This is a genomic window from Streptomyces sp. R-07 (genome assembly GCF_049913175.1).
Classification (GTDB): Bacteria; Actinomycetota; Actinomycetes; order Streptomycetales; family Streptomycetaceae; genus Streptomyces.
Genome location: NZ_CP183978.1, coordinates 1,196,222 through 1,219,852 on the forward strand (window position 1 = coordinate 1,196,222; position 23,631 = coordinate 1,219,852).

Sequence of the window (23,631 nt, forward strand, 5' to 3'; positions counted from 1 at the left end):
CTCTCTCTCATTCCGCGGTCACGCCGGTCTCGGCGAGGAGCAGGCGGTTCAGGTAGTGGGCCAGGGAGGCGACCGAGCGCAGAGCCGGCAGCATGCGCGGGACGGAGATCTCGCCCAGCGCGGGCAGCCCCGCCTCGATCCGGTCCTTGAGCTGCATGATCATGACGGAGTCGAAGCCGAGGTCCTCGTAGAACCTGGCCTCCGGCACGACCTCGCCGGGCGGGTACCCGCCGACCTCGGTCACCGCCTCGACGACGACGGCGAGCACGGAGTCGGTCACCCGGTCCGGCGACGCCGTCGCGGCCGGTGCGACGACGGGCGCGGAGAGGGGGGCGGCGGCCGGCGCGGGCCGGTTCGCCTGGGGGAACCGGCTTTCCGTGCTGAAGACGTAGGGGGCCGGCCGCGCGGCCCGGCGGTCGCCGGGCCCGTACAGGGCCTCCCAGTCCGGGTCGAGGCCGGCCCGGTACAACGCCGCCACGAGGTCGGCGAGTTCACGCCCCGACGCGCCTTCACCCGGGGACGGGTGCAGGAAATCGACACCGGGCGCCAGGCCCGAGCGGCCCGCGAGCGGCAACAGCTGTGCCCGCGGCCCCAGTTCGACGAGATGGGTCGGGGCCGCCTCCCGTACGAGCGCGGACAGCGCCGCACCGAACCGCACGGGTTCGGCGGCCTGCCCGACCCAGTAGTCCGCGTCGAGCGGCTCGTCCTCCCGCAGCATCCGGCCGTACCGGGTGGAGGCGAAGGCGATGCCCGGCCGCGCGGTCCGCACCGCACCCGCCTCGTCCCCGAACCGCTCCAGAGCGGGCTGAAGCGCGGCCGTGTGGAAGGCGTGCGAGACCTCGAGGAACCGGGTGTGGATCCCCTCCCGGCACAGGGCCTCCCCGACCCGGCGCAGCTCCTCGGCGCCGCCCGCGAGCACCACGTCCTCGGGCCCGTTCACCGCGGCGAGCGTGACACCCGGCGCGTCCGCGCACGCGGCGAGCGTTCCGGCGATCCGGTCCTGCCCGGCGCGTACCGCCAGCATCGCCCCGCCGGGCGCCAGCTCCTCCATCAGGGCGCCCCGGGCCGTCACGAGCCGGGCCGCTTCCGGGAGTTCGAGCGCGCCTGCCGTGACCGCGGCGGCGAACTCGCCGACGCTGTGGCCCAGCACGGCCGCCGGGCGCACGCCCAGATCCGTCAGGGTGCCGGCGAGCGCGTGGCCCACGGCGAAGAGCGCCGGCTGCGCGTACCGCGTCCGGTGCACCCGCTCGTCGCCCGACAGGAGCAGGTCGCGCACGGAGGTTCCGAGATACGGTGCGAGCGCCGCGTCGGCCTCGTCGAGACGGCGCCGGTACGCGGGCGACTCCCGGTGGAGCTCCGCGGTCATCCCGGCGAACTGGCTGCCCTGGCCGGTGAAGAGGAAGGCGACCACCGGTGCGGACCGCGGCCGGTGCGCCTCACCCGCCGTCGGCTCCTCCCCCGCGGCCGTCCGCAGCGCCTCGCCGAGCTGCCGGGTGTCGCGGGCGGCGACGGCGAAGCGGTACGGCAGTCCGGTCTTGACCCGGTTGCTGGTCCGGCAGAGAGCGGCCGCGGCGGTGCGCGGTACGGCCGCCAGGGCCGCCGCCTGCGCGGCGAGGTTGCGGCGCAGCCCCTCGGGCGAGTCCGCGGTGAGCGTGAACACACCGACGGCGGGGACCCCGCGGTCGTCCGCCCGGGCGGTCACGGTCCGGGGGGCGGTGGCGAGCACCACATGGGCGTTCGTCCCTCCCATCCCGAAGCTGCTCACCCCGGCGACGGTCTCCCCGCGGGGCAGCCGGAGCGGGGACTTGAGCAGCCGCAGGCCGCGCTCGGCGAGCCGCAGCCGGGGGTTCTCCCCGTCGGCGAAGCGACTCGCGGGTACCAGCCGGTGATGCAGGGCGAGGGCGGTCTTGATGAGACCGGCGATGCCCGCCGCGCCCTCGGTGTGACCGAGGTTCCCCTTCACCGACCCCAGGGCGCACGGCTCGTCGCGGGGCACCCCGTGCACCGAGCCCAGGGCCGCGCATTCGATCGCGTCACCGAGCACCGTGCCCGTCCCGTGCGCTTCGAGGAAGCGCACGTCGGCCGGTGACACCCCGGCCCGGCGGTACGCGCCCTCGATGACCTTCTGCTGGGACCAGCGGCTCGGGGCAGTGACGCCGTTGCTGCGCCCGTCCTGGTTGACGGAGCTGCCCCGGATCACCGCGTACACCCTGCTGCCGTCGGCGAGCGCGTCCTCCAGGCGCCGCAGCACGACGACGCCCACGCCGTCCCCGCGTCCGATGCCGTCGGCGGCCAGGCTGAACGGCTTGCACCGGCCGTCCGGGGCCGCGAGGCCCATCTGCCGGTACACCAGGCCGAGGGTCGGGGAGAGCACGAGGTTCACCCCGGCCGCGAGAGCGGTCGAGCACTCACCCGCGAGCAGCGCGTTGACCGCCAGGTGGACCGCGACGAGCGACGAGGAGCAGGCCGTGTCGACGGCGAGGCTCGGCCCGGTCAGATCGAGGTGGTACGAGACGCGGTTGGCGATCATGCCGGCGCTGCTGCCCGCGCCGAGCTGGGGGGTCACCGACCGGTGGTCGGACAGGGTCAGCCGGCCCCATTCGCCGCCCATCACGCCCACGAAGACCCCGGTGTCGGTACCCGCGAGCGCGGAGGGCGCCGTCCCGGAGTCCTCCACGGCCCGCCAGGCGCACGGGAGGAGCACCCTCTGGTGCGGGTCCATGGCCGCGGCCTCACGTGGCGGTACGGAGAAGAAGGCGTGGTCGAACGCGTCGAGGTCCTCGGTGAACCCGCCGCGGGAGACGTCGGGGAACTCGACCCGGTCCCAGCGGCCGTCGGGCAGGTCCCCGATCACGTCGCCCCCGCGCATGAGCAGTTCCCAGTAGGCGTCGGCGCCCCGAGCCCCCGGGAACGCGCAGTCGATGCCGACGACCGCGATGTCGCCCATCAGGGTCGCCTCCCGTCCGGCACCGGGGCCGACGGTGAGCGGGACGGCCACGGCGACGACGACGAGCGGAACGCCCACAGCGTCGCGAGACGGGCCCGCAGACTGTCGATCGTGGGGTGGTCCCACAGCAGGGTCGGCTCGACCTCCAGACCCAGCTCGTCCTCCAGGTCGCCGCACAGGCTCATCGCCATGACGGAGTCCATGCCGTACTCGGCGAGCGGGACGTCCGGTTCGAGCGTGTCGGCCTCACGGTGCAGGTACGCCGCGAGCCGGTCCAGGAGCCAGTCGTCCAGGGACGCCTCGCAACCGTACGGGCGGCGGCTCTTGGGAGCGGTCATCAGAGAACTCCTTCGGCGGTGCGCGCTGCCGGCGGTCAGCCGCACACGGGCGTGTTGTAGAGGTCGAAGCTGAGCTGGGCGCCGAAGCGGAGCAGCATCTCGTGGCGGACGTGGCGCTCGCACTCGGGCGGCAGCGCGGGTGGGCGGGCCCCGAGCCTGCGGGCCACCACGTGCAGGGCGGCCGCCGCCCAGGAGGCGTCGGCCAGGAACGGGTCGCCGCCCTCGCGGGCGTACCGCCACACCCCGAGGACCGCGGACGCCGCGAGCAGCAGCACGTAGCGGTCGACCAGGGCGAAACCGGCCGCGGGGAAGAGGACGGGCGGGCCGTCGCTCTCCAGGGCCCGCACCCGGTCCCGCAGGTCGTGGAACTCCCTGACGAGCACCCCGGCGAGCGACGCCAGGGCCTGCTCCGCGGGCCCGTGCCCCCGGATGTCCGAGGCGACGGCCGGCAGGCAGGCGCTGAGCGCGTCGCGCCCCGAGGCCAGCCTGAGCCGCTCCGGCTCCAGGGCCGGCAGGGGTTCCCAGGCGCGGAACAGCGAGGCGGGCGGCACGTCCTCCCGGAACCACGAGGACCGGGCGAGGCGGGAGAGCTGCGGAAGGATCGTCGCCTGGCAGGCGGCGGAGCCCGCGTGCCCGAGGCTGAGCACCGGAACGTCACGGATGTGCTTCTGGAAGATGCCGAGCGTTCCCTCACGGCTGTAGATGCCGGATCCGAGGACGGTCGACAAGGTGTACATGGTCTCCGTGAGCAGCTTGGGCAGCAGGTACTTGAGCGCGGCGGAGTACACGCTGGTCTGCTCGGGCAGCAGGTGCAGCGTCCGCGTGGCGACCACGGCGAGGCTGTCGTACAGCAGCAGGTCGACGAAGGCACCGGTGGTCGCGGCCGAGGCACGGTCGGCGTCGGGATCCAGGGCGGACCGGCCGCCCGGCCGCTCGGACCGCTCGAATCCGACGGCCGTGCGCAGCACGGTGTCCACCGCTCCGACCGCGAGCGCGGCGATGACCGTGCGGCTGATCTGGAAGGACCTCAGGGCCGTCGTCACACCGCTGCCGAGGGGACCGAGCAACGCCGAGGCGGGCACGGGGCAGTCGTCGAAGTCGATCCCCGCGAAGCGGCATCCGCGCAGGCCCACCGTGACGTGGCGGGGCAGCGGCACGGCGCGGTCCCGGGGCAGTGCACCCGGGTCGACCAGCAGGGCCGAGTGGCTGCGGCTGCCCGCGGTGTCCGTGCGGCAGAAGAGGACGAGGGCCCCGGCCCGCTCCAGATTGTTGATCAGCGGCTTGGCGCCGCTCAGCAGCAGGCCGCCGTCCGAGGGCCGGGCGGTCACCTGACTGCGCACGTAGTGGTTGCTGTGCGCGGTCTCGTGCTGGGCGATGGCGGCCTTGCCGCCGGACAGCAGCAGTCCGGCCAGCCATTCCCGCTGTTCCTCCGTGCCCGCCAGCCACACGTCGGAGGCGGCCATCCAGCTCATCGTTCCGTAGCCCATGGCGAGACCCACGTCGCGGCGGAAGACGGGGCGCAGGACGGCGACGAGGTTCTCGTACGAGTCGAGGCGGCCGCCGAGCTCGGTGGGCACGAACTCGGCGAACACGCCCCGGTCGTCGAGGAGTTCCTCACCGCGGGCGAAACGCTCGGCGGCCCGGTCGGCGGCGAGCAGCGGCGCGTAGCCGACGGGATTGGCCGGGTCCGCGGGGTCGCCCAGGGCGAACTCCAGGCCCGCCGCGCGGGCCCGGGCGTCGCCGACGGCGAGCGGGGTCACCACCGGCCGCCCCCGCCACCGGCCGGCTCGGGGCTCAGCAGGTCTTCACCGAGGTCGGCGGCCAGGTCGCCGCGGAACCGGACGAGGTCCTCGACGGCGGGATCGAGCACCTCGTGGCGGGCCCGCAGGGCGCCCTCCAGGAAGAGTGCGCGCATCAGGGCCCGCTGGATCTTCCCGCTGGTGGTGCGGCGGACCGTGCCGGCCGGCACGAGCAGGACGTTGGCGAGCGGAACGTTGAACTCGACGCCGACCGTCTCCTGGATCCGGCGGACCAGGGCGCGCCGGTCGGCCGACTCCTCGGTCCGGTCCGGGGAGGTGTCCCTGATCTCCTGGACGAGGACCAGCTGCTCGCGCCCGCCGGCGTCGACGGAGAAGGCCGCCCCGACACCGGGGTTGAGGGCGGGAGCGATGCCGCGTACCGCGTGTTCGACGTCCTGGGGGTAGAGGTTGCGGCCGTTCAGGATGATCAGCTCCTTGAGCCGGCCGGTGACGTACAGGTGTCCGTCCTCGATCACCCCCAGGTCCCCGGTGCGCAGGAAGCCGGTCTCGCCGTCGTCCAGGGTGGCGCGGAACGTCTCCTCGGTCTCGGTGGGACGCCGCCAGTAGCCCTGGGCGACGCTGTCGCCGCGCAGCCAGATCTCGCCGACCGTGCCGGGGGGCAGCTCTCCGCGGTCCTCCGGATCGACGATCCGCAGGTCGTAGCCGGTGGCGGGCCCGCAGCCCGCCAGGGCGCGCCCGTCGGCGGCCGCCGGTGCCGGGGCGAGCCGGCCGTGTTCCAGGGCGGCCGGGTCGGCGGTCGTCGTGGTGTACGGAGAACCGGGGGCACCGGCGGAGACGAGGAGGGTCGCCTCGGCCAGTCCGTAACAGGGGTAGAGCGCCTCCGCCCGCAGCCCCGCCGGGGCGAAGCGCCGCGCGAAGGCGTCGAGGGTCGCCGGGCGCACCGGTTCGGCACCGTTGAGCGCCAGTCTCCAGCGGGAGAGGTCGAGTCCGGCGATCTCCTCGTCCGTGATCCGTTCCGTGCACAGGTCGTAGCAGAAGTTGGGACCGCCTCCGACGGTCACGCCGTACGCGTCGATGGCCTGGAGCCAGCGCAGCGGTCGCTTGACGAAGGAGACCGGGGACATCTGGACGGAGTGACCGCCCAGCCAGACCGGGTGGAGGAGGTGGGCGATGAAGCCCATGTCGTGGAAGTGCGGGAGCCATCCGCCGAAACGGTCCTCCGCCGTGGTGCCGAGCACCTGCTGCAGCAGGTGCTGATTGGCCATCAGGTTCCGGTGGGAGACCATGACTCCGCGCGGATCGGACACCGAGCCCGAGGTGTACTGGAGGAAGGCCAGGTCGTCGGGGCGGGTCCGCACCGGCCTCCACGCGTCCGGGTCGCCCAGGCCGGGAAGATCGGTCGCCAGGCAGGCGACGCCGTCGAGGAGCGAGTCGGCGAGCCACCGCGAGACGTCGGGGGCGTTCGCCGACTCGGTCAGGACCAGACGGGCGCCGGTGTCCCGCAGTACGGACGTCACCCGGTCGCTCCGGCCGCCCCGCGGACCGCCGCCGGGCAGCGGCGCGGGCACGGCGACGACACCCGCGTACAGACAACCGACGTAGGCGGCGAGGAAGTCGGCCGTCGAGGAGTACAGCAGGAGCGCCGGCGCTCCCGCGGCGCCCCGGTCCTGGAGTACCGAGGCGATGCGGCGGGCGCGCCGGTCCATCTCCGCGTACGTCATGTGCCGGGCGGCGACTCCCGCGCCCCGGTGGCAGAGCTCGATGTGGACGTCGGCGTCCGCCAGCGCCTCGGTCCGCTCCCGTACGAGCTCGGTGAATGTGGACGGGTCCGGCATCGTTCCCCCTCGCGCCGCTGATCGAACCACCGCGGCCCCGCGCATCCGGGCCCCGGTCGAACCCCATGCTCGGCGAGCGCCCTAAATTTCCGCTTGGAACCACGGCGGGCACGCCCCCTGCCGACCCCTGACCTCCCCCCGTACGCGCATGGCTGCCCTCGGCTCTGCCTAGCCTCCCGGTCGGAAGCCCACCCCCCACACCGAAGGAAGTCCTGCTGTGCGCTCCGCTCATCTCCTGCGTCCGCTGCCCCTGATCGCCTCGCTCGCGTCCGTCTGCGGCCTGCTCATGGGCTGTTCGGCGACCGGGGACGCCCACACGGAGACCCGCTCCTACACCGTGTCCGAACACGTCCGGAGCCTGACGGTCCACAACGGTGGCGGCGACATCGAGGTGGCCGCCGGCACCGGCACCGCCGTCCGTGTGACCGAGATCCTCGACTACACCGCACACAAGCCGACGACCGGTCACGACGTCACCTCCGGCGAACTCAGGGTCACCGCGTCCGGGTGCGAGGACACCGGGGTGCGGGACTGCGGGGTCCGCTTCCGCATCGAGGTGCCCGGCGGCATCCCGGTGAAGCTGGACACGGACGGCGGCGACATCGTCGTGCGCGAACTGTCCGCGGCCACGGTCGCCACCACGGGCGGAGGCTCCGTCCGGATCGAGGACAGCTCCGCCCCGAGCCTCGTGGCGCACACCTCGGGCGGCGACATCGAGGCACGGATGACCGCGGCCCCCGACCGGCTCTCGGCGACGACCGACGGCGGCGACGTCTCGGTACGGCTGCCCGGCGGGCCGTACGCCCTGGACGTCGCCACGGCGGCCGGATCCCGCAAGGTCGGGGTCGCGCACGAGGCCGCGGCACCGCGCAAGGTGAAGGTGTTCTCCAAGGGCGGGGACGTCCAGGTGATCCCGGCCGGCTGAACACCGGCTGCCCGAGGCCGCCTCGCCCCACGGGGCTCCGGTCCCCGAAAACGGCCGAGGGACCGCTTCAAGCCGCTCTGACACGGCCCCCCGAGCCGCGCTCCGTCGCCCTCCACGCACGGTCCCGACACGGCCGCCAGGGCCGACCCCCCTGTTGCCGCCGAGCAGTTGCGCCGGCGCGGGGAAGCGGGCCCGCCACTCCCCTGACGTCGCGGGCGCGGCCGGTGGCGGCGCCCGTCCGGCAAGGGCCGTCCCGGTGGTGAGCAGCGTGCCCACCGGTTCGGTCCGCGAGGGCCAGGCGGCCCCGATCACGAGCCGCCGCCGGGTGGACGCGGCGAGCCGCTGTGCGTCCGCGTGGCGGCCAGGTCGTCCGCGAGACGCTTGAGGTCCTGAGCCGACTCGGGGACCTGGCTCGGCAGATCTCGGGCGCAACGCGTGCGTCATCGCCGGCGTGACCCGCCCGGCAGGACCGAGCCGATCGCGTGCACCGAGCCCGTGGGTCCGGGCCGTACCCGGGTGCCCCGGCTCGGACCGGGCCGCCCGCGGGCCCGGCCGGACACGGTTCTACCGACAAGGCCTACGGCTCCGCGCGAACCGCTCCTGCCGGCCACACGATCCCGGCGAAGCGCTGCCAGACCGCCAACCGCCGGAAGTGCGGCTCCCGTGGAGCCCCCCGGCCGCCGAAGTTCGACCAGGCCGACCGCTCGAACCCACGGCGGCCCTCCCCCTCTCCCCGCGCAAGGAGACCGCCAGCGCAGAGAACTGTCAGTTTCCGCGCCGCGAGGGGCAGGACCGGCCGGAAAGCACCCCAGACAACTGGGATGTCCGACGGCCCGGAACCTCGTACAGAATCGGTCCGCGGGCACCGCTCAGCTGTTCGACGGCGGGACGGTCCGGCACGTCCGACGGTTCGGTATCGCGCCATACGAGTGAGCCACGAGTGACCGGAAGGCGCCATTGACCACTACAGCGTTTCGTCGAACAACGATCCGATTCGCCCACATGAATGCCGGGGAACTCGTCGACCGGTCATCCGTCGCGGCCTCCACCGCGGTGGACCGGGAATGGGCCTGGGGTGGGTCGCGCGGAGCGGGAGTCCGGATCTGCGTCATCGACAGCGGAGTCACGCCGGACCATCCCGAGATCGGGCCCCTGGAGGGGTCGTACGCGGTGGAACGCATCGAGCAGGACGCCGCGGTCGACGGCCGGCCGAGCTACCGGATCGTCCCGGACGACGCGGGCGACGCCGCCGGTCACGGCACCGCGTGCGCGGCGATCATCCGGCGGATCGCGCCGGACGTCAGCCTGACGAGCGTGCGCATCCTGGGGCCGCGACTCGCGGGCGACGGCAACATGCTGCTGGCCGCCCTGCGGTGGGCGGTGGCGGAGCGCTTCCATGTCGTCAACCTCAGCCTCTCCTCACGCAAGGGCGACTTCAAGGCCTCGCTGCACGACATCGCGGACGAGGCGTACTTCAACCGGGTGGCGATCGTGGCCTCGGCGCACAACAGCCCGGTCCGCAGCTATCCCTGGATCTTCCCCTCGGTGATCTCCGTCGGGTCGCACGAGATCGCCGACGCGGAACGCATCGAGGTCAGTCCGCAGCCCCCGGTCGAATTCTTCGCGGCCGGTGTCGGGATCGAGGTCCCCTGGACGGGCGGCGGCCGTTCGTTCCTCTCCGGGAACAGTTTCGCGACCCCACATGTCACCGGATTCGTGGCCCGCATCCTCGGAAAGCATCCGCATCTTCCGGTGAGCGAGGTCAAGCACGTTCTCGCCTCCCTCTCGGACAACTTCACCGACGCGTCCGACCCACCCCGCGCCCCCGCTCCTGTCACCGCCTCCGCCGTTCCGGACCCGCCCGATGAACCCGCCCGGTCCGACGCATCCGCCGCACCCGACTCATCCACCCCGTCCGCCGAAGGAGCCGGCCATGACCAATCCGGCGCATGACGCCCCTCTCAGCGGTCCTCCGCTGTCCCGGCGCGACGAGGTGTTGCGCTCGACCGTACGGCTGGCCCGGCTCGTCTTCGGCGCTCCCGCCTCGTCGGTCTTCCTGCACGACGCGGCGGGTGAGGCACTCGTTCTGGAGGCGATCTCCGACCCCCGTGAGGACAGCCTGGTGGGCTGGACCATCCCCGACTACAGCGGCATCGCCGGGTGGGTCTTCCAGAGCGGGGAGGCGGTGATCGCCGACAACCTCGACAACCACCCGCAGTTCAACCGGGACTTCGCGGCCTCCACCGGCCGGATACCGAAGGCCATCATCGCCGCGCCGCTGGACACCGACGGGTCCGTCTTCGGCGTTCTGGAGGTGCTCGACCCGGTGCTGGGACCCCGCAGCACGACCTCCGGCCTGGAGTTGGTCTCCGAGCTGGCGCGCCAGTGCGCGGCGGCCCTGGCGCTGGCGGGCCCGCTGCCCGGCCCCGCCGGACGGAACGCGGCGGCCGCCGAACGGCTGACCACCCTGGTGGCCGACCTGGCCAGCACCGACGACCCGAATGCCGCGCGGACGCTCGCCTCCCTCGAGGAGATCGCCAGCGCACTGACATCGAGAAGGGGGTGATCCCATGCACCTGCTGGAAATCGGCGCCATCCGCAACAAGCCCGCCGCCGGCCTCTATCTGGCCCTGACCCGCCGCTGCCCGCTGTCGTGCGCCCACTGCTCCACCGACTCCTCCAGTACCAGCGAACAGCATCCCGAGACGCCGTTCCGTCGGCTCGTGGAGTCCTTCGAGCAGGAGACCCGACCGGACCTGCTGCTGATGTCCGGCGGTGAGGCGCTGCTGCGGGCCGCGCTCGTCGCCGACCTCGCGCGCACCGCCCGGTCCGTGGGCACCCGTTCGTACGTGCTGTCGGGCATGTGGTTCGCCCGGGAGAACCGGCGGCTGCCTGCCCCGGTGTCCGCGGCGATCCGCGAGGTGGACCACTTCGCGGCCAGCCTCGACGAGTTCCACGAACGCGAGGTGGGCCGGGCCGACGTCTTCCGGGCGATGCACCGCATACGCGAGCTGGTGCCGCACGTGAGCTTCCAGCTCACCGGGCGGGGGGACGACGATCCCTACCTCCAGGACCTGATCGACGACGTGCGCCGGGAGTTCGACGACCAAGTACCCATCCTGGTGGGCACCTTGAGTCCGATCGGCCGTGGCCGCCAGCTCCGCGGGCTGACTCCGACGCCCTCCTCCGGCGTCCCGGTCGCGCCCGTCGACCCGTGCGACCGGATCACCTGGCCGCTGGTCACCTACGACGGCACTGTCTACGCCTGCTGCAACCAGGACCTGGTGGAGCGGCGCATGCCGGAGCACCTGGTCCTCGGCCACGCGTCCCGCCAGTCGTGGCCCGAGCTGCGCGAGAAGTTCCTGCGCCGGGAGCTGTACCGGGCGCTGCGCGTGCTCGGCCCCAGCTTCGTGGCCGCCCGTTTCTCGGACGGACCGTGCGACAAGGGCATGTGCGGCAACTGCGTCGCACTGTCCGGCGACGCCTCGGCCGAACGCCAGGTGACGGAGTACCTGCGCAGCGACTCCGGGCGGAAGGTGGAGGCCGCCGCCCGCCGCATGGTCGAGCAGGTGGACGGGACCGCCTTCTCGGACCGCCGCTCCGGCCGCTACGGCGGCCTGGTGTCCCTGGGATGGGAGGCGGACCGTGAACAGCCGTCCTGCACGCGCTGACACCCAGGCGGTCCGCGACCGCCCCACGCTGGCGGACACCGAGGCGATGCGCCGCCGTCGCGGCGAGTCGGTCCTGCTGTACATCACCGACCAGTGCCCGGTCGGCTGTGCACACTGCTCGGTGGACGCCCGCGCGGACGGCGGCAGGGTCGCCGACTGGGAGGTGTTCCGCGACGTCGTCGCCGGCATCGTCGCACTGCCCGGCCTACGGTCGGTGGCGGTCTCCGGCGGCGAGCCCTTCGCCGAGCAGCGGGCGCTGCCGTACGCGATCGGGGCGTTCGCCGACGCCGGGCTGGAAACCGTCGTCTTCACCAGCGGGTACTGGGCGCGTGAGAGCGGCTCCGCGCCCGGCTGGGTACGGCGGCTGCTGCCGCGGATCTCCACGCTCTTCCTGAGCACGGACGGCTTCCACCAGGGCGGTGTGTCGAACCACCGGTTCGTCGGCGCGCTGCGCGCGGCCCACCGGGCGGGCTGTCGCATCGTCGTCCAGGAACTGGACACGGGCGACGGCGCGCGGGTGGCCGAGGAGCTGCTGTCGGAGGCGCTCGGCCCGCGGTGGGCCGACGAGGCCGAGACCAAGCTGATCACCCCCCTCCGGTACGGGCGGGGCTCGGGGGTCTTCGCCATCCAGAGCCGGCACGAGGTGGGGGCGTTGCCGGCGTGCACCCTGCTCGGCTCGCCCACGGTCCGCTACGACGGGGTGGTGATCCCCTGCTGCAACGAGGGGCTGATCACCGGTCACGGGCCGTCCGCGCTGCGTGCCCCGACCCGGCGGCCCGAGGGCGTGGCGCAGGCGCTGACCGGGTTCCGGGACGATCCGCTGCTGAGGGTGGTGGGGCACCTGGGCCCGGGAGCGGCGGCCGACCTGCCCGGCTTCGAGGCCCTGCGCGAGGAACGCTTCGAGAACGTCTGCGGCGGCTGCTGGAAGGCGTACGACATCGCCGGCCGCCCGGGGCGGGCCGCGGACTCCGTGACAGCACTCGGCGTGGCCCTGAGGGAAGGCGGTTGACGGTGGAGGAGCAGACGAGGTCGCAGGCGCTGCGCCGCAAGATCGGGCTGCTGATGCCGGCGGTGGACGCCGCGTCCCGGCAGATGTGGACCCATCCGCACGGCGACCAGGTGTACCTGGAGTGGCTCAAGACGCTGCACGGGACGATCCGGGCCACGGTGCCGCTGATGCTGGCAGCCGTCGAGCAGTGCACTGCCCGTCAGGACGACCCGGTGGCCGACCTGGTGGGCCGCTACCTGGCCAAGCACATCCGTGAGGAGTACGGGCACGACCAGTGGGTGGCCGACGACTACGTGGTGGCCGGGGGTGATGCCGAGACGCTGCGCACGACGCTGCCGGGGGCGGCCATCGCCTCGCTGGTCGGCTCGCAGTACTACTGGCTGCGCCATGTGCATCCGGTGGCACTCGTGGGGCACATCGCGGTGCTGGAGGGCAACCCGCCCGGTCCCGGGCTGGCCGGTGACCTGGCGGTCCGGACCGGGCTGCCGGAGGCGTCGTTCCGCACCATCGCCCGGCACGCCCAGCTGGACGTGCAGCACCGCGACGACGTGCACCGGCTGATCGACCGGCTGCCGCTCGACCCGGCGCAGGAGGAACTGCTCGGTGTGAGCGCGCTGCATTCCATGAGGGGGCTGATCGAGGTGATGGAGGACGTACTCGGCCGGGTCCACCGGCGCTACCCGGTGGCACTGGCCGGATGAGCCGCGTGCGGGTTCCGGGCCCGCTGGCGGGCCGCGACTTCCGGCTGCTGTACACCAGCGCGGTGGTCTCCGGCCTGGGCGACTGGCTGGACCAGGTGGCACTGCTGGTGTTGGTCACCACGGTCTGGCACGGCGGCGCGGGCGATCTGGCGCTGGTGGTGGCCGCGAGCATGCTGCCGCTGCTGGCGACCCCGTTCCTGGCGGTGCTGGTGGACCGTCGGCAATCGCGCCGGGTGCTGATCCTCACCGACCTCGTACAGGCAGGGCTCACCCTGGGCCTGGTGGTCGCCCCCGGGGTGTACTGGGCGGCCGGGCTGGTGCTGGTCCGTTCGGCGCTGGGCTCGGTCGGCGGGCTCGCGGGCCAGATCCAGTTGCGGGTCTCGGTGCCGCCCGACGGTGTCCAGGCCGCCACCGTGCTGCTCCAGACGGCGATGCAATCGGTCAAGATCCTCGGGCCAGCGCTCGGTGGTCTGCTGGTCGCCTTCATGTCGCCCCGGGCGGTGTTCGCGGCCAACGCGTGCACGTTTCTCGTCGGCGTGATCGCCGCCCGTGCCCTGCGCACCACGTCGTCACCTTCCCGGAGTGCAGATCCGCATTACTTCAGAGAACTGGGGGAAGGATTCCAGCACGTTTTCGGATCACGCCTTCTTCGTTCCCTTCTGTTCGTCATGTGCAGCCTGATGTTCGTCGTCTTCCTTTACGACTCCATGGCTGCCCTGATCGTGCCGGCACTTGGAATGGGAACGCCCTACATCGGCTACATGGTGTCCGCCGTCGGATTGGGCGGGGTCACGGGTTCGCTGCTCATGGGCCGTTTCGCAGCGCGCCTTCGGCCTTTCCTCACCATGGCGGGGTCGGTCCTGGTGATCGGCTGCATCGTCGTCGTCATCGGATTCGCCATTCGCCATGAAATGCGTATTGACTCCGCCATATGGCTGTGTGTTATTTTCCTTCTGGGAATCGCAAGCGCCGGAATCCTCGTCACTTTTCCCAGCGTCGTACATTCCGAGACGCCGGTCGAGCTGACCGGCCGGGTATGGGCGCTCATGAATTCCGTGCCGGCCGTACTGAACGTACTGGCCCCCGTGCTGGCTGCCGCCCTGGTCGTGTGGATCGGGCTCGGAAGCCTCCTGCTGCTGGCGGGTGCCGCCCTGCTGCTCACCGCTGTCGTGGTCGCCGTCCGGCTCGGCGGCGTACCGCCCACCGCTCCGCCGTCCGGCGCGGACGACGGCGCCGGCCGGGCCGAGGAGCCGACGCCCGACCCTGCCCCCCTGAACTCCGGTGCGCCGCACCGGGAAACCAGAGCCCCGCGCGGGAAACGCGCAGGCTCGTCAACCGAGGAGATCACCATGGCAGACAAGATCGACAAGCTGGCCGAAGCCGGTTTCTCCCTGACCGACGCCAACGACGCCCAGCAGGCGGTGCTCAAGTCCCTCACCGAGGACGAGGTCAACGTCCTGCTGAGCGTCAAGGCCCGGGTCGAGGCCGCGGGTTCGGACGTGGAGGGCCACTCGCTCTCCGACCCCAGCGGCGGCTACCTCTGGTAGTGCCGAGCCTCGTCAGGGGATCGGCCCCGGACCGGTGACGTCTGGGCCGTAGCACAGACCGGGTGGTTCACGACGGGGCAAGCGTCGTGAACCACCCGACTGCCGCTCAGTGAACGGGGAGGACAGCATGAGCAAGCCCACCGGTCCCATCGTAACCACCGCGAGCCGGTGCACCGGCTGCGGTGTCGACAACCCGTCGGCGGCCCGCTTCTGCATGGCCTGCGGAGTGGAGATCGGCCTACCCACCACTCCCGCCAGCGGCCTGCGCTTCGTCTCCGTCGTCTTCTGCGACGTGGTCGGCTCCACCGGGCTGGCCACCTCGCTCGAACCCGACCGGTGGGCGGCCGTCCTGGACGGCTACTTCTCGCTGGTCGGCTCGCTGGTGGAGGGGTACGGCGGCAAGGTGGAGAAGTTCATCGGCGACGCGGTCGTCGCCGTGTTCGGCGTCGAGGGGCACGGCGAGTCGGCCGCCGCCACCGCCGTCTCCGCCGCCACCGCCATCGCGCACCGCACCGGCGAGTACGCGCGGGGCTTGGGCGAGCTCCTGCTGGCCGACTTCCCGGTGCGGTGCGCGGTCGCCTCCGGTCATGTCGCGGTCAGCGGGCGGACGTCGAGCTTCGTCATCGGCTCGGTGCTCAACCGGGCAGCCCGGCTCCAGGAGTACGCCCCCGACGACGGGGTGATCGTGGACCTGGCCACCCGGCTCCAATTGCAGGACCACTTCCCGCTGCGGGCGATCGAACCGGTCACCGCCAAGGGCTTCGCCCGATCCGTCCCGGCCTGGATCGTCGGTCCGGCCGACACCCAGACCCCCGGCACGGGCACCGTCGGAAGGGCCGACCTGGTCGGCGAGCTGGCCGCCCGTATCGGCGCGGCCGCCACTGCCGCCGACCCGACCCTGATCCTGGTCGGGGGCCCCTCCGGGGTGGGCAAGTCCCGGCTGGTCACCGAGGCGCTCGACCACTGCACCGGCCTGGCCACGGCCGTCCTGCGCTGCCCGCCCGCCGGGACCGGACTCGACTTGCTGGCCTGCTGTCTGTTCCTGGAGGAGATCGAGAACGCCGCACGGCAGGGCCACGACAGGGTGGACGTGACGGTGCAGCTGACCGGCGCCTCCACCCGGGCCGAGCAGGCCCTGGCCCAGGACCGCGGCGAGCTGGGCCGTGCGCTCACCGCGGCACTGGACCGTCTGCGGGGCGCGCGGCCCCTGCTTCTGGTGGTCGAGCACAGCGAATGGACCCCCGGGGCACTGGCCGACCTGCTCGACGAGCTGACCGCCGCACCGGGGCGGCCGGTCGTGGTGCTGCTGGTCGGGGTCTCGGCCCCCGAGGCGCTGGCCGACCGGGGGGACCACCGGCTCACCGTGCCGCCACTCGGAAGGCCCGACGCGCGGCGGCTGGCCCACCGGCTGCTCACCGCGCAGCACGACCCGACCGCCGACCGCTCCCGGTCCACCGGCACCGGGGCCCCTGGACATGACCCGGCCTCTGCCGCCCTCCTCGCCCCCGACTCCGCCGCCGAGGAGATCGCCTCACGGGCCGGCGGCATCCCCCGGTACATCGAGCAGATGGTCGTTCTGAGCCGCTTCGCCCAGCCCGGCGACGACTGGGCGCCACCCAGCGCGCACGCCGCGCTCGGTGCCCGGCTGGATCGGCTGGACACCGACGCGCAGGAACTCCTGGTACTGCTCGCCGCCGCCGGCCGGGACCTGTCCCTGGAAGACCTGGGCGCCCTGATGGCACCCGACAGGGTCGCCGCGGCCGCGGCCTGCCTCCTCGAAGCCGGTCTTGTGGAGTCCGCCGACGCCCACAAGGGCCGGCTGGCCCCGGCCTTTCCGGTCGTGGCCGAGGTGGCACTGCGGCGGCTGACGCTCTCCGAGACCGCCGACGCGCACGCCAGGCTCGCGCGCTCCCTGGAACCCGTGGCCGAACGGCGCCCCGCCGTCGCCGAGTTGCTGGCCGGGCACTGGGAGGCCGCGCACACCGCGTTGCGCGGGGTGGAGCCCGGCTCCGACCGGACGACCAGGGCCGCCGAGTCCGCCGTGTCCGCATTCGGCGTCGCCGCCCGCTTCGCCCTCTCCCGTGGGCGACCCGAACTGGTGCTGGCGCTCACCGGACGCGCCCGCGCACTGGCGGAGACGGAGCGCGCGCAGTGCCACGACCTGGATGTCCTGGAGGCGTATGCCCTCGGCACTCAGGGAATCCCGCAGGCCGCCCTCGAACGCGTCGAGCGCGTGCTGTCGGACCCGGGCCGGGCCGCCCCGGCCGCCCGGATCCACGCCCGCCTCAACTCGCTGTACTCCCGCACCTATCTGACCGGCGACGCGCCCGCCGTACCGGACGATCCGCACTACCTCGCCGCGGTCGCCTCCCCGGAGCCCGAGGCCCGGGTCGGGGCACACCTGTACGCCGGGCTCCAGTCCCTGCGGGCGGGCGACCACCCCGCCGCCGAGCGGGCGCTGCGCTCCGCGCTGCAGTCGGCCGACGGCGCCGGGACCTGCCTGGGCCTGACCGAGGTCTACGCCAACCTGGCGATGGCCCTGGTCAACGGCGACACCCCGGTCCCCACCGCACTCGCGGACTGCGAGCGACTGCATCAGGAGGTCGCCGGTTCCCGGCTGCTGAGCTCGGCCACCGGCGTCGCGCTGGCGTTGGTGCGCCACATGGCCGGCGACCGGGCGGCGGCCGACTCCGCGATGGACGAGGCCGAGGAGGTGCTGCGCGATCTGGGCCAGGGCACCGGGGCCGCGACCATCGCGGGCTGGCGTGCCGTCCTGGCGGCCCGGTCCGGCGACTGGGGTGCCGCGGCCGACTGGTGGACCGCCCAGGGCGATCGCTGCGCCGCCCTCGGCATGGTCCGCCAGGCGTCGCTGTCCCGCCTCCAGGCCGAGCTGGCCCGGGAGGCGTCCGGTGGAGGACGGCCCGGCGGCGCGGGGCGCGGGTCCGCGCTCGACGAGGTGACCCTTCCACCCCCCGAGGCCTGGGCGGAGTACACCGTCGCCCTGCAGGCCCGCGCCGTACGGGCGTTGCGGGCAGGCGACCCGGAACCGGCCGCGACGCATCTGGACGCCGTGGTCCGTCATCTGGGCACGGTGCGCGGGAGCGGCGCGGTGATCACACCGCTGCTCTGCAGCGCCGTCCTCGCCCGCCGTACCGGCCTCCCGGTGGCCGGGCGGGCGCTGACCGCACTGCAGCGGGCGATCGAAGCCAAACAGGACCTGGGCGTGCGCGCCCCGCAGGCATAGCGGTACGCACCGCCCCACCGCACGACCCGTCCCCGCGAGGGAACTCCGAGAAAGCAGCCGCCCGTGCGTGTCCTCCTGCTCTACGCCAACCCCCACCAGGTCCTGCCGGTCGGCCCGTACGGACTGGAGATCCTGCGGGCCGCGGTCACCGAAAGCGGACTGCCGGTCGAGGTGTCCGTGTGCAACCCGTTCCTCGAATCGCTCGACCACACCGGTCTGTTGACCGATGTGCTCGACCGGGTCCGGCCCGACCTCGTCGCACTGTCGATCCGCAACATCGACAACGCCGTGGTCGCCTGCGACACGTCGGCCGGCGCGGACGGGCGGTGGATCGACGTGGTGGACTACCTGGCGCCCATCGCCGAGCTGACCGCGACGCTGCGCGCCTGGGACCCCGGGCTGCCGGTGGTGGCGGGCGGCGCGGCGTTCACCTCCTGCCCGGTGGAGGTGATGGACCGGCTCGGACTGGACTTCGGACTCGCCGGTCCCGGTGAGGCCGCGTTCACCGCCCTGCTGGCGCGCGCGGTCGCCGACGGCGGCTCACGGGGCGTGCGGCAGGTGGTCGCCGAGACGCTGTCCACGCTCCCCGGCGGCCTGGTGCGCACCGCCGACGGAGCCCTGGGGCCCGGCCTGCGGCCGCGGCCCGACGTGGTGTCCCGGCCCACCACCGCGCTGCCGCGGATCGCACCGGAGTACGTGCTGTTCGCCAAGGCCCGGGGCATCCCCACCGCGCTGCGCAGCCACGCGGGCTGCCCGCTGCGCTGCTCGTACTGCGTCGATCCGCTGAACGTCGGCAGGGTGGACGCGCGCCCCGCCCGGGCTGTCGCCGCCGAGGCGGAACACTACGTCGAGCGGTACGGGCTGACCCACTTCCATCTGGCCGCCCCCGAGGTCAACCTCCCCTACGAAGGGGCCCTGACCGAGGTGTGCGAGGCACTGGCCGGAAGCCGACATGGCGAAGTGATCAGCTGGCACGGCTACTTCAACGTCAGGCCGTTCTCCGAGCGGCTGATGGACGCCCTGATCCGGTCCCGCTGCGTGCGTCCGAGTTTCTCGGTGGACGCCTTCGACGACCGGATGCTGCGCGGGCACCACAAGAACTACCGGATGTCCGACGTCGAGGACACCTTCGGTCTGTTGCTGCGGCGCCGGCCGGAGTGGATGGACGTCCAGATCGGGGTGCTGTTCGGCCAGCCCGGCGAGACGGCCGCCACCCTGGAGAACGCGGTCCGCCACATCCGCCGACTGGCCGACCGGGGCGTGTCGGTGGGCTACTCCTGCGGACTGCGGGTCTACCCGCACACCCCGCTGGCCCGCACTCCTCTCGACGCCCGGCACCTGTACCGGGCGGACGGGCCGCTCTCCGCGACCGGTGCAGCCGGACCCCGCACCGTCTCCGCGGCCGACCTGCTGACACCACTGGTGTACTGCGAGCCGATGCCGCCCCGGGAGCTGGCGGCCCATCTTGCCGACCGGCTGTCCGACTGCCCCGGAGTGACCTTCATCGACGAGGGGCCGGTGAAGGAGGCCCGGCAGCCGGACTGGCTGCGCCCCCTCAACGTGGCCACCGTGCACCTCGCGCACGGACGTTCGGGGCCCGCGGCCGAGATGCTGCGGCTGGTGCTGGGCTCGGGCGACACGCGGGCGGCGGGCATGACGCAGCGACTGCTCCAGGAGGGGGCCGCACCGCCACCCGTCCCGGCGGGCACCGGGAGCCTCCAGACCGCCACCGGCTGACCCGGCCCACCCCGCCTTCGCACCCGCTCCTCCCCTGCCGTACCGCCTTCCCCGTCCACGGAGGACACCCATGGAACTGACCTGGAGCACGGATGACTTCGCCGTCTTCGACGACTTCCTCGCCCCAGAGGCCGCAACCGGGCTGTGGGAGCAACTGCGCTCCGAGGAGTACCACTTCGTACACGGCCGCCGGGACGGGTCGTGGAACAAGGTCTACGGGCTGTTGGACGGCAGTCCCCTCAGCGGGCCCGGCACGCTGAACGACCCGGCCGGCCACTTCACGGGACGCTTCGCCGACCACGCTGCATACCCGTCCGGCGGGGCGACCGACGCCGTGGTGAAGCAACTGGCCGAGGAGGGAACCCGCATCGAGCCGTGGACCGGTCGGTTCGGAACGGACTGGCACGCCCTCACCTGCCGCCCCTTCCTCTACCCGCAGGGCTCCGGACTGGCCTGGCACGACGACTCCGGCGACCGGGCCGCCTCGTTCGTGCTCTATGCGCACCCCGAGTGGCAGGCGTCCTGGGGCGCCGAACTGCTCGTCTCCAGCGGAACACCCGGGGCGCGGTCCGCCGACCAGAACGCCCACCTCACCTCGCGGGTCGGACACTACGTCGCCCCGCGCCCCAACCGGCTGGTCGTCCTGCGGTCGGGCGTGCCGCACATGATCAAGAAGGTGGAGCCGCACGCCGGGGACCGGGTCCGCGGCTCCGTCGCGGGCTTCTTCCTGCGCCGGCCCGCCGAACGACCGCAGTGACCGGGTCCGCACCGGCACCCGTCCGCCGCCCGGACGGACCGTCCCGCACAGGGCGGTCGGCCCTCAGACCCGGTCGTCGCGGGGTTCCGCCGCAGGCGGTTCCTCCCCCGCGCCCCGGGCACGCCGGGCGGCCGCCTCACGGACGGCGATCACGTCGATGAGGTCGCTGACGGTGCCGAGCGCCTCGGAGGAGAGCCCCACCGCACGCAGTGCCACACTGCGCACCCCGGCGTCCCGCAGGGCGCCGAGGAGTTCGATCTCCGCGGCGATCTTCGCACCGTGCTCGTCGTCGAAGAAGTAGGAGACCGGGACCTCGAAGTGGTCGGCCAGGGCCTCCAGGTGGCGCTTCGTCGGATTGTTCCTGCGTCCGGTGCGCAACTGCCACAGGTACGTGGTCGAGAAGGACACCCCCGTGGCCTCCCGGCACGCGGTGGCAACCTCCCCGTTGCTGAACGGCAGGCCGTCGGGCCTGCGGACGAGCCGGAAGAGTCCGTCGATCTTGCGGCTCAGTGACGACGGCGTGGGTTCCGTTTCGGCCACCGCCTACTCCCTTCTGCCGCCGCCCTCCAGCACGCTTACCCGCACAGGCGAATGCAAATCCGTTGATTTTCACTGTAGTTGACACCCCCAGGGTCGGCGGCCATGCTGAAGTCGTAAACGGATATGAAAACTGCGAAATGGTTGTTCATCTCAGCTGAAACGCCTGGCTGTCCCCACCCGCCTGGGTCCATCTCCCGGAGCCGTCCTTGACGATCCCCGTGCCCTCATCTGTGAAGAACGCCCGCCTGTCCGCTGCACCCCCACCCACCGCGTTCCCCGCCGACATGATCGGACGGGACGCCGAGATCGCCGCACTGTCGGCGCTGCTGACGGATCCGTCGACCCCCGGAGTGCTGCTGACCGGTGTCCCGGGTGCGGGCAAGACGCGGCTCGCGGCCGAGGCGGCGGCCGCGTACCGCGCGTCGACCGGCGCCACCACCGTGCGCGTGGCGACCGCGGCCGAGCCCTACGCGGACAGCGCGCTCGACCTTCTCGCCGACCTCACCGCCGGCAGGGACGCGGGAGGGGCCCGACCGCTCCTGCTCGTCGACGACCTCGACCACTCGGACCACCACCGGCTGCTGCGGGCCTGCGCGGTCGCGTCCGTCGTGGTTCTCGGCACGGCCCGCCAGCCCCCCGCGGCCCACGGCCTCGTTCCCTTCCCCGTGGACCCGCTGCCCGTGCCGCTCGACTGCTCGGCGCTGGATCTCGGCGCACTGGCACGCGTTCCCTCGGTGCAGATGTACCTCGCCTGCCTGCGCACGATCAATCCCGCGTTCTCCCTCCAACTGCACAATCAGCAGGTCATCGCCCGGACCTGCGTCGAGGTGGGTGGCAACCCCGGCGCGCTCTGCCGCACCGCGCGGGTGGCCGCGCTGGAGAGCCCCGAGGTGGCGTGGGCCTCGCTCGGCGACCGGACCGTCCCGTACCCGGTCCACGCCGAGGACGGCGCCCCCTCCGCGGCGGCCGGTGGCGATCCCCACGGCGCCCCTCCCCGGGCCGCCGACGGGACGCCGATCCGGCTGCTGGCCCACTGCCAGGTGTTCAGCGGCGGCTTCGGCCCCGAGGCGCTGCGCCACATCACGGCCGTCGCACCGGAGGAGTTCTCCTCGGCACTGGAGACCCTGCTGCGCGGCCATCTGCTCACCGCCTCCACCCTGCCGTCAGGCCGCCTGGACGGCACGGCCCGGTTCCGGCTGCGGCTGCCGCCGGACGGTCCCGCGCGCCGTCTCCCGCCGCCCGAGGACGCCGCGGCCCGGCTGGCGCACGCCCGCTACTACGCGGCCCTGGCCCGCGCCGCCGCCGACCGGATCATCTCAGGGCACCAGCGCTCGGGCCTGATCGCCTTCTGGAGCGAGGAACGCAACCTCCGTACGGCACTGGAGACGCTGCTCCGCCACGGGCGGACCGGCGAGGCGCTCGACCTCGTCGACGGCATCCGTGTCTACTGGTGGGCCACGGGCGGCTGGAGCGCCTGGGCCGAGGCGCGCCCCCGCCCCGACCCGTCGTGGACCTCGACCGGCGACCGCGACCGGATCCGCGTCGACCTACTGCTCGGCGAGGCGGGCATCCTGGCGGGCCAGCCCGAGGCTGCCACGGACCTGCTGGACCGGATCACGGCGGATGCCGCCCAAGCCGCGGGGCTGGCCGCGCGGGTGACGCGACTGCGGGCCCTGTGCGTCCTGGCCACCGACCCCTACCGCGGCGCTGCCCTGCTCCACGAGGCGGCCGACCGGCACCGGTCCGACGGCGACCGCCACGAGGCCCGCTACGTGTCGCTGGAGGCCGCACTCGCGGGATTCCGTCTCGGTGACACGGCGGCCGCGGCGGCCACCGCACTGGAGGTGCTGGCCGCGGCCCAGCAGGGGCGCGACACGCTCGCCGCCGGTGCCGCCCTGCTCCACCTGGCCGTCTTCGCGGCCGCGGAGGGACGCGCGCAGGCCACGGCGCACTACTGCGAGCGGGCCCTGACGACCCTGCGCGCCCTGGGGCCGCCGGCCGTCCTGGGCGCCATCGCCACCACGCTGGGCAGTCCCGCCCTGCCCGACGTCGTCGAACGCGCCATGGGCACCGCCCGCGGCCTGGGCGCCTTCCACACCTGGCGCAGCGCGTTCCCGGAGGAGGCGGGCACGCCCGACTTCGCCATGGCCCGACTGGAGGAGCCGGTGCGGGAGCTGCTGGGCGAGGCCGCCTTCTCCCGTGCCCTGGTCGAGGGTTCCCAAGTGTCGCTCCCGGACCTTCTGGCCTCCCTCGTCCCCGCCCCCGCCACTCCCGCCGCCACACCCGCGGGCCCCTTACCCCCGGACACCCGAACCCGGATCGAGCCACTGACGCCGCGTCAGACCGAGGTCTCGCGCCTGGTGGCAGCCGGCCTGAGCAACCGGCAGATCGCCCACCGGCTGGCGATCTCGGAGTGGACCGTGGTCAACCACATCCGGGACACGATGAAGAAGCTGGGCTGTTCCTCCCGAGTGGAGATAGCGAGCTGGATGCACCGCTCCGGCCTGCGCCCGTCACCGGAACCGCCCCTGTTCCTCCGCAGGGCCCTTCCTCCGTCTGCCCCCGCCCTGCCCGGACCGGCGCTCATCCCGTCCCAGGCGGGACTTTGACGACAGGCCGG

The 23,631-nt window shown here is 73.5% G+C and carries 16 protein-coding genes; 11 read left to right on the forward strand and 5 right to left on the reverse strand.

The genetic code is table 11. The annotated features are described in order from the left end of the window. Positions 1 to 7: 7 nt before the first annotated feature. Genes ACN9M0_RS05345 through ACN9M0_RS05360 form a run of 4 tightly spaced genes read right to left on the reverse strand, consistent with a single transcriptional unit; the run spans position 8 to position 6,880 of the window. Positions 8 to 3,025: a type I polyketide synthase gene (locus ACN9M0_RS05345; RefSeq protein WP_426403208.1), complete on the reverse strand. Its 3,018-nt coding sequence runs from the start codon at positions 3,023 to 3,025 to the stop codon at positions 8 to 10. After that, the gene (locus ACN9M0_RS05350; RefSeq protein WP_426403209.1) at positions 2,947 to 3,285 is read right to left on the reverse strand and encodes an acyl carrier protein; all 339 of its coding nucleotides are present in this window, start codon (positions 3,283 to 3,285) and stop codon (positions 2,947 to 2,949) included. Before ACN9M0_RS05350 ends, ACN9M0_RS05345 begins: the two co-directional genes overlap by 79 nt. Before the next feature lie 35 nt (positions 3,286 to 3,320). Then, positions 3,321 to 5,048, reverse strand: a complete 1,728-nt coding sequence (locus ACN9M0_RS05355; RefSeq protein ID WP_426403210.1) for an acyl-CoA dehydrogenase — start codon at positions 5,046 to 5,048, stop codon at positions 3,321 to 3,323. Beyond that, a complete protein-coding gene (locus ACN9M0_RS05360) occupies positions 5,042 to 6,880 on the reverse strand; it encodes a fatty acyl-AMP ligase (RefSeq protein WP_426403211.1) in 1,839 nt (612 codons plus the stop codon). The genes ACN9M0_RS05355 and ACN9M0_RS05360 overlap by 7 nt, the downstream gene beginning before the upstream one ends. A gap of 217 nt (positions 6,881 to 7,097) precedes the next feature. Between ACN9M0_RS05360 and ACN9M0_RS05365 the strand changes: the two genes are divergently transcribed. From ACN9M0_RS05365 to ACN9M0_RS05410, 10 genes are all read left to right on the forward strand, one after another. Next, positions 7,098 to 7,805: a DUF4097 family beta strand repeat-containing protein gene (locus tag ACN9M0_RS05365; RefSeq protein ID WP_399699585.1), complete on the forward strand. Its 708-nt coding sequence runs from the start codon at positions 7,098 to 7,100 to the stop codon at positions 7,803 to 7,805. A gap of 1,002 nt (positions 7,806 to 8,807) precedes the next feature. After that, a complete protein-coding gene (locus ACN9M0_RS05370) occupies positions 8,808 to 9,758 on the forward strand; it encodes a S8 family serine peptidase (RefSeq protein ID WP_366038603.1) in 951 nt (316 codons plus the stop codon). Continuing rightward, entirely contained in the window at positions 9,739 to 10,371 is a 633-nt protein-coding gene (locus ACN9M0_RS05375; RefSeq protein WP_366038602.1) for a GAF domain-containing protein, read from the forward strand. The genes ACN9M0_RS05370 and ACN9M0_RS05375 overlap by 20 nt, the downstream gene beginning before the upstream one ends. Before the next feature lie 4 nt (positions 10,372 to 10,375). Further along, positions 10,376 to 11,476, forward strand: coding sequence for a radical SAM/SPASM domain-containing protein (locus tag ACN9M0_RS05380; protein ID WP_366038601.1), 1,101 nt, complete (start codon positions 10,376 to 10,378; stop codon positions 11,474 to 11,476). After that, positions 11,451 to 12,485: a radical SAM protein gene (locus ACN9M0_RS05385; protein ID WP_399699586.1), complete on the forward strand. Its 1,035-nt coding sequence runs from the start codon at positions 11,451 to 11,453 to the stop codon at positions 12,483 to 12,485. Before ACN9M0_RS05380 ends, ACN9M0_RS05385 begins: the two co-directional genes overlap by 26 nt. A gap of 2 nt (positions 12,486 to 12,487) precedes the next feature. Further along, positions 12,488 to 13,186 carry an iron-containing redox enzyme family protein gene (locus ACN9M0_RS05390; RefSeq protein ID WP_426403212.1) on the forward strand — a complete coding sequence of 233 codons (699 nt, stop codon included), beginning with the start codon at positions 12,488 to 12,490 and terminating at the stop codon, positions 13,184 to 13,186. Continuing rightward, positions 13,183 to 14,733 (forward strand): MFS transporter, encoded by a 1,551-nt coding sequence (locus ACN9M0_RS05395; RefSeq protein ID WP_366038597.1) that lies wholly within the window; start codon positions 13,183 to 13,185, stop codon positions 14,731 to 14,733. Before ACN9M0_RS05390 ends, ACN9M0_RS05395 begins: the two co-directional genes overlap by 4 nt. 127 nt (positions 14,734 to 14,860) lie before the next feature. Beyond that, entirely contained in the window at positions 14,861 to 17,977 is a 3,117-nt protein-coding gene (locus ACN9M0_RS05400; protein ID WP_426403213.1) for an AAA family ATPase, read from the forward strand. Between the two features lie 63 nt (positions 17,978 to 18,040). Next, complete coding sequence (locus ACN9M0_RS05405) at positions 18,041 to 19,714, forward strand: B12-binding domain-containing radical SAM protein (protein WP_426403214.1); 1,674 nt, start codon at positions 18,041 to 18,043, stop codon at positions 19,712 to 19,714. Between the two features lie 70 nt (positions 19,715 to 19,784). Next, on the forward strand, positions 19,785 to 20,471 hold the full coding sequence (locus ACN9M0_RS05410) for a 2OG-Fe(II) oxygenase (protein WP_366038594.1): 687 nt from the start codon (positions 19,785 to 19,787) through the stop codon (positions 20,469 to 20,471). Positions 20,472 to 20,534: 63 nt separating this feature from the next. Here ACN9M0_RS05410 and ACN9M0_RS05415 read toward each other — a convergent pair whose 3' ends face one another. Next, positions 20,535 to 21,011, reverse strand: coding sequence for a helix-turn-helix domain-containing protein (locus ACN9M0_RS05415; protein WP_366038593.1), 477 nt, complete (start codon positions 21,009 to 21,011; stop codon positions 20,535 to 20,537). A gap of 206 nt (positions 21,012 to 21,217) precedes the next feature. On the opposite strand from ACN9M0_RS05415, the gene ACN9M0_RS05420 reads away from it, so the two are divergent. Continuing rightward, positions 21,218 to 23,620: a LuxR C-terminal-related transcriptional regulator gene (locus ACN9M0_RS05420; protein ID WP_426403215.1), complete on the forward strand. Its 2,403-nt coding sequence runs from the start codon at positions 21,218 to 21,220 to the stop codon at positions 23,618 to 23,620. The last annotated feature ends 11 nt before the right edge of the window (positions 23,621 to 23,631 follow it).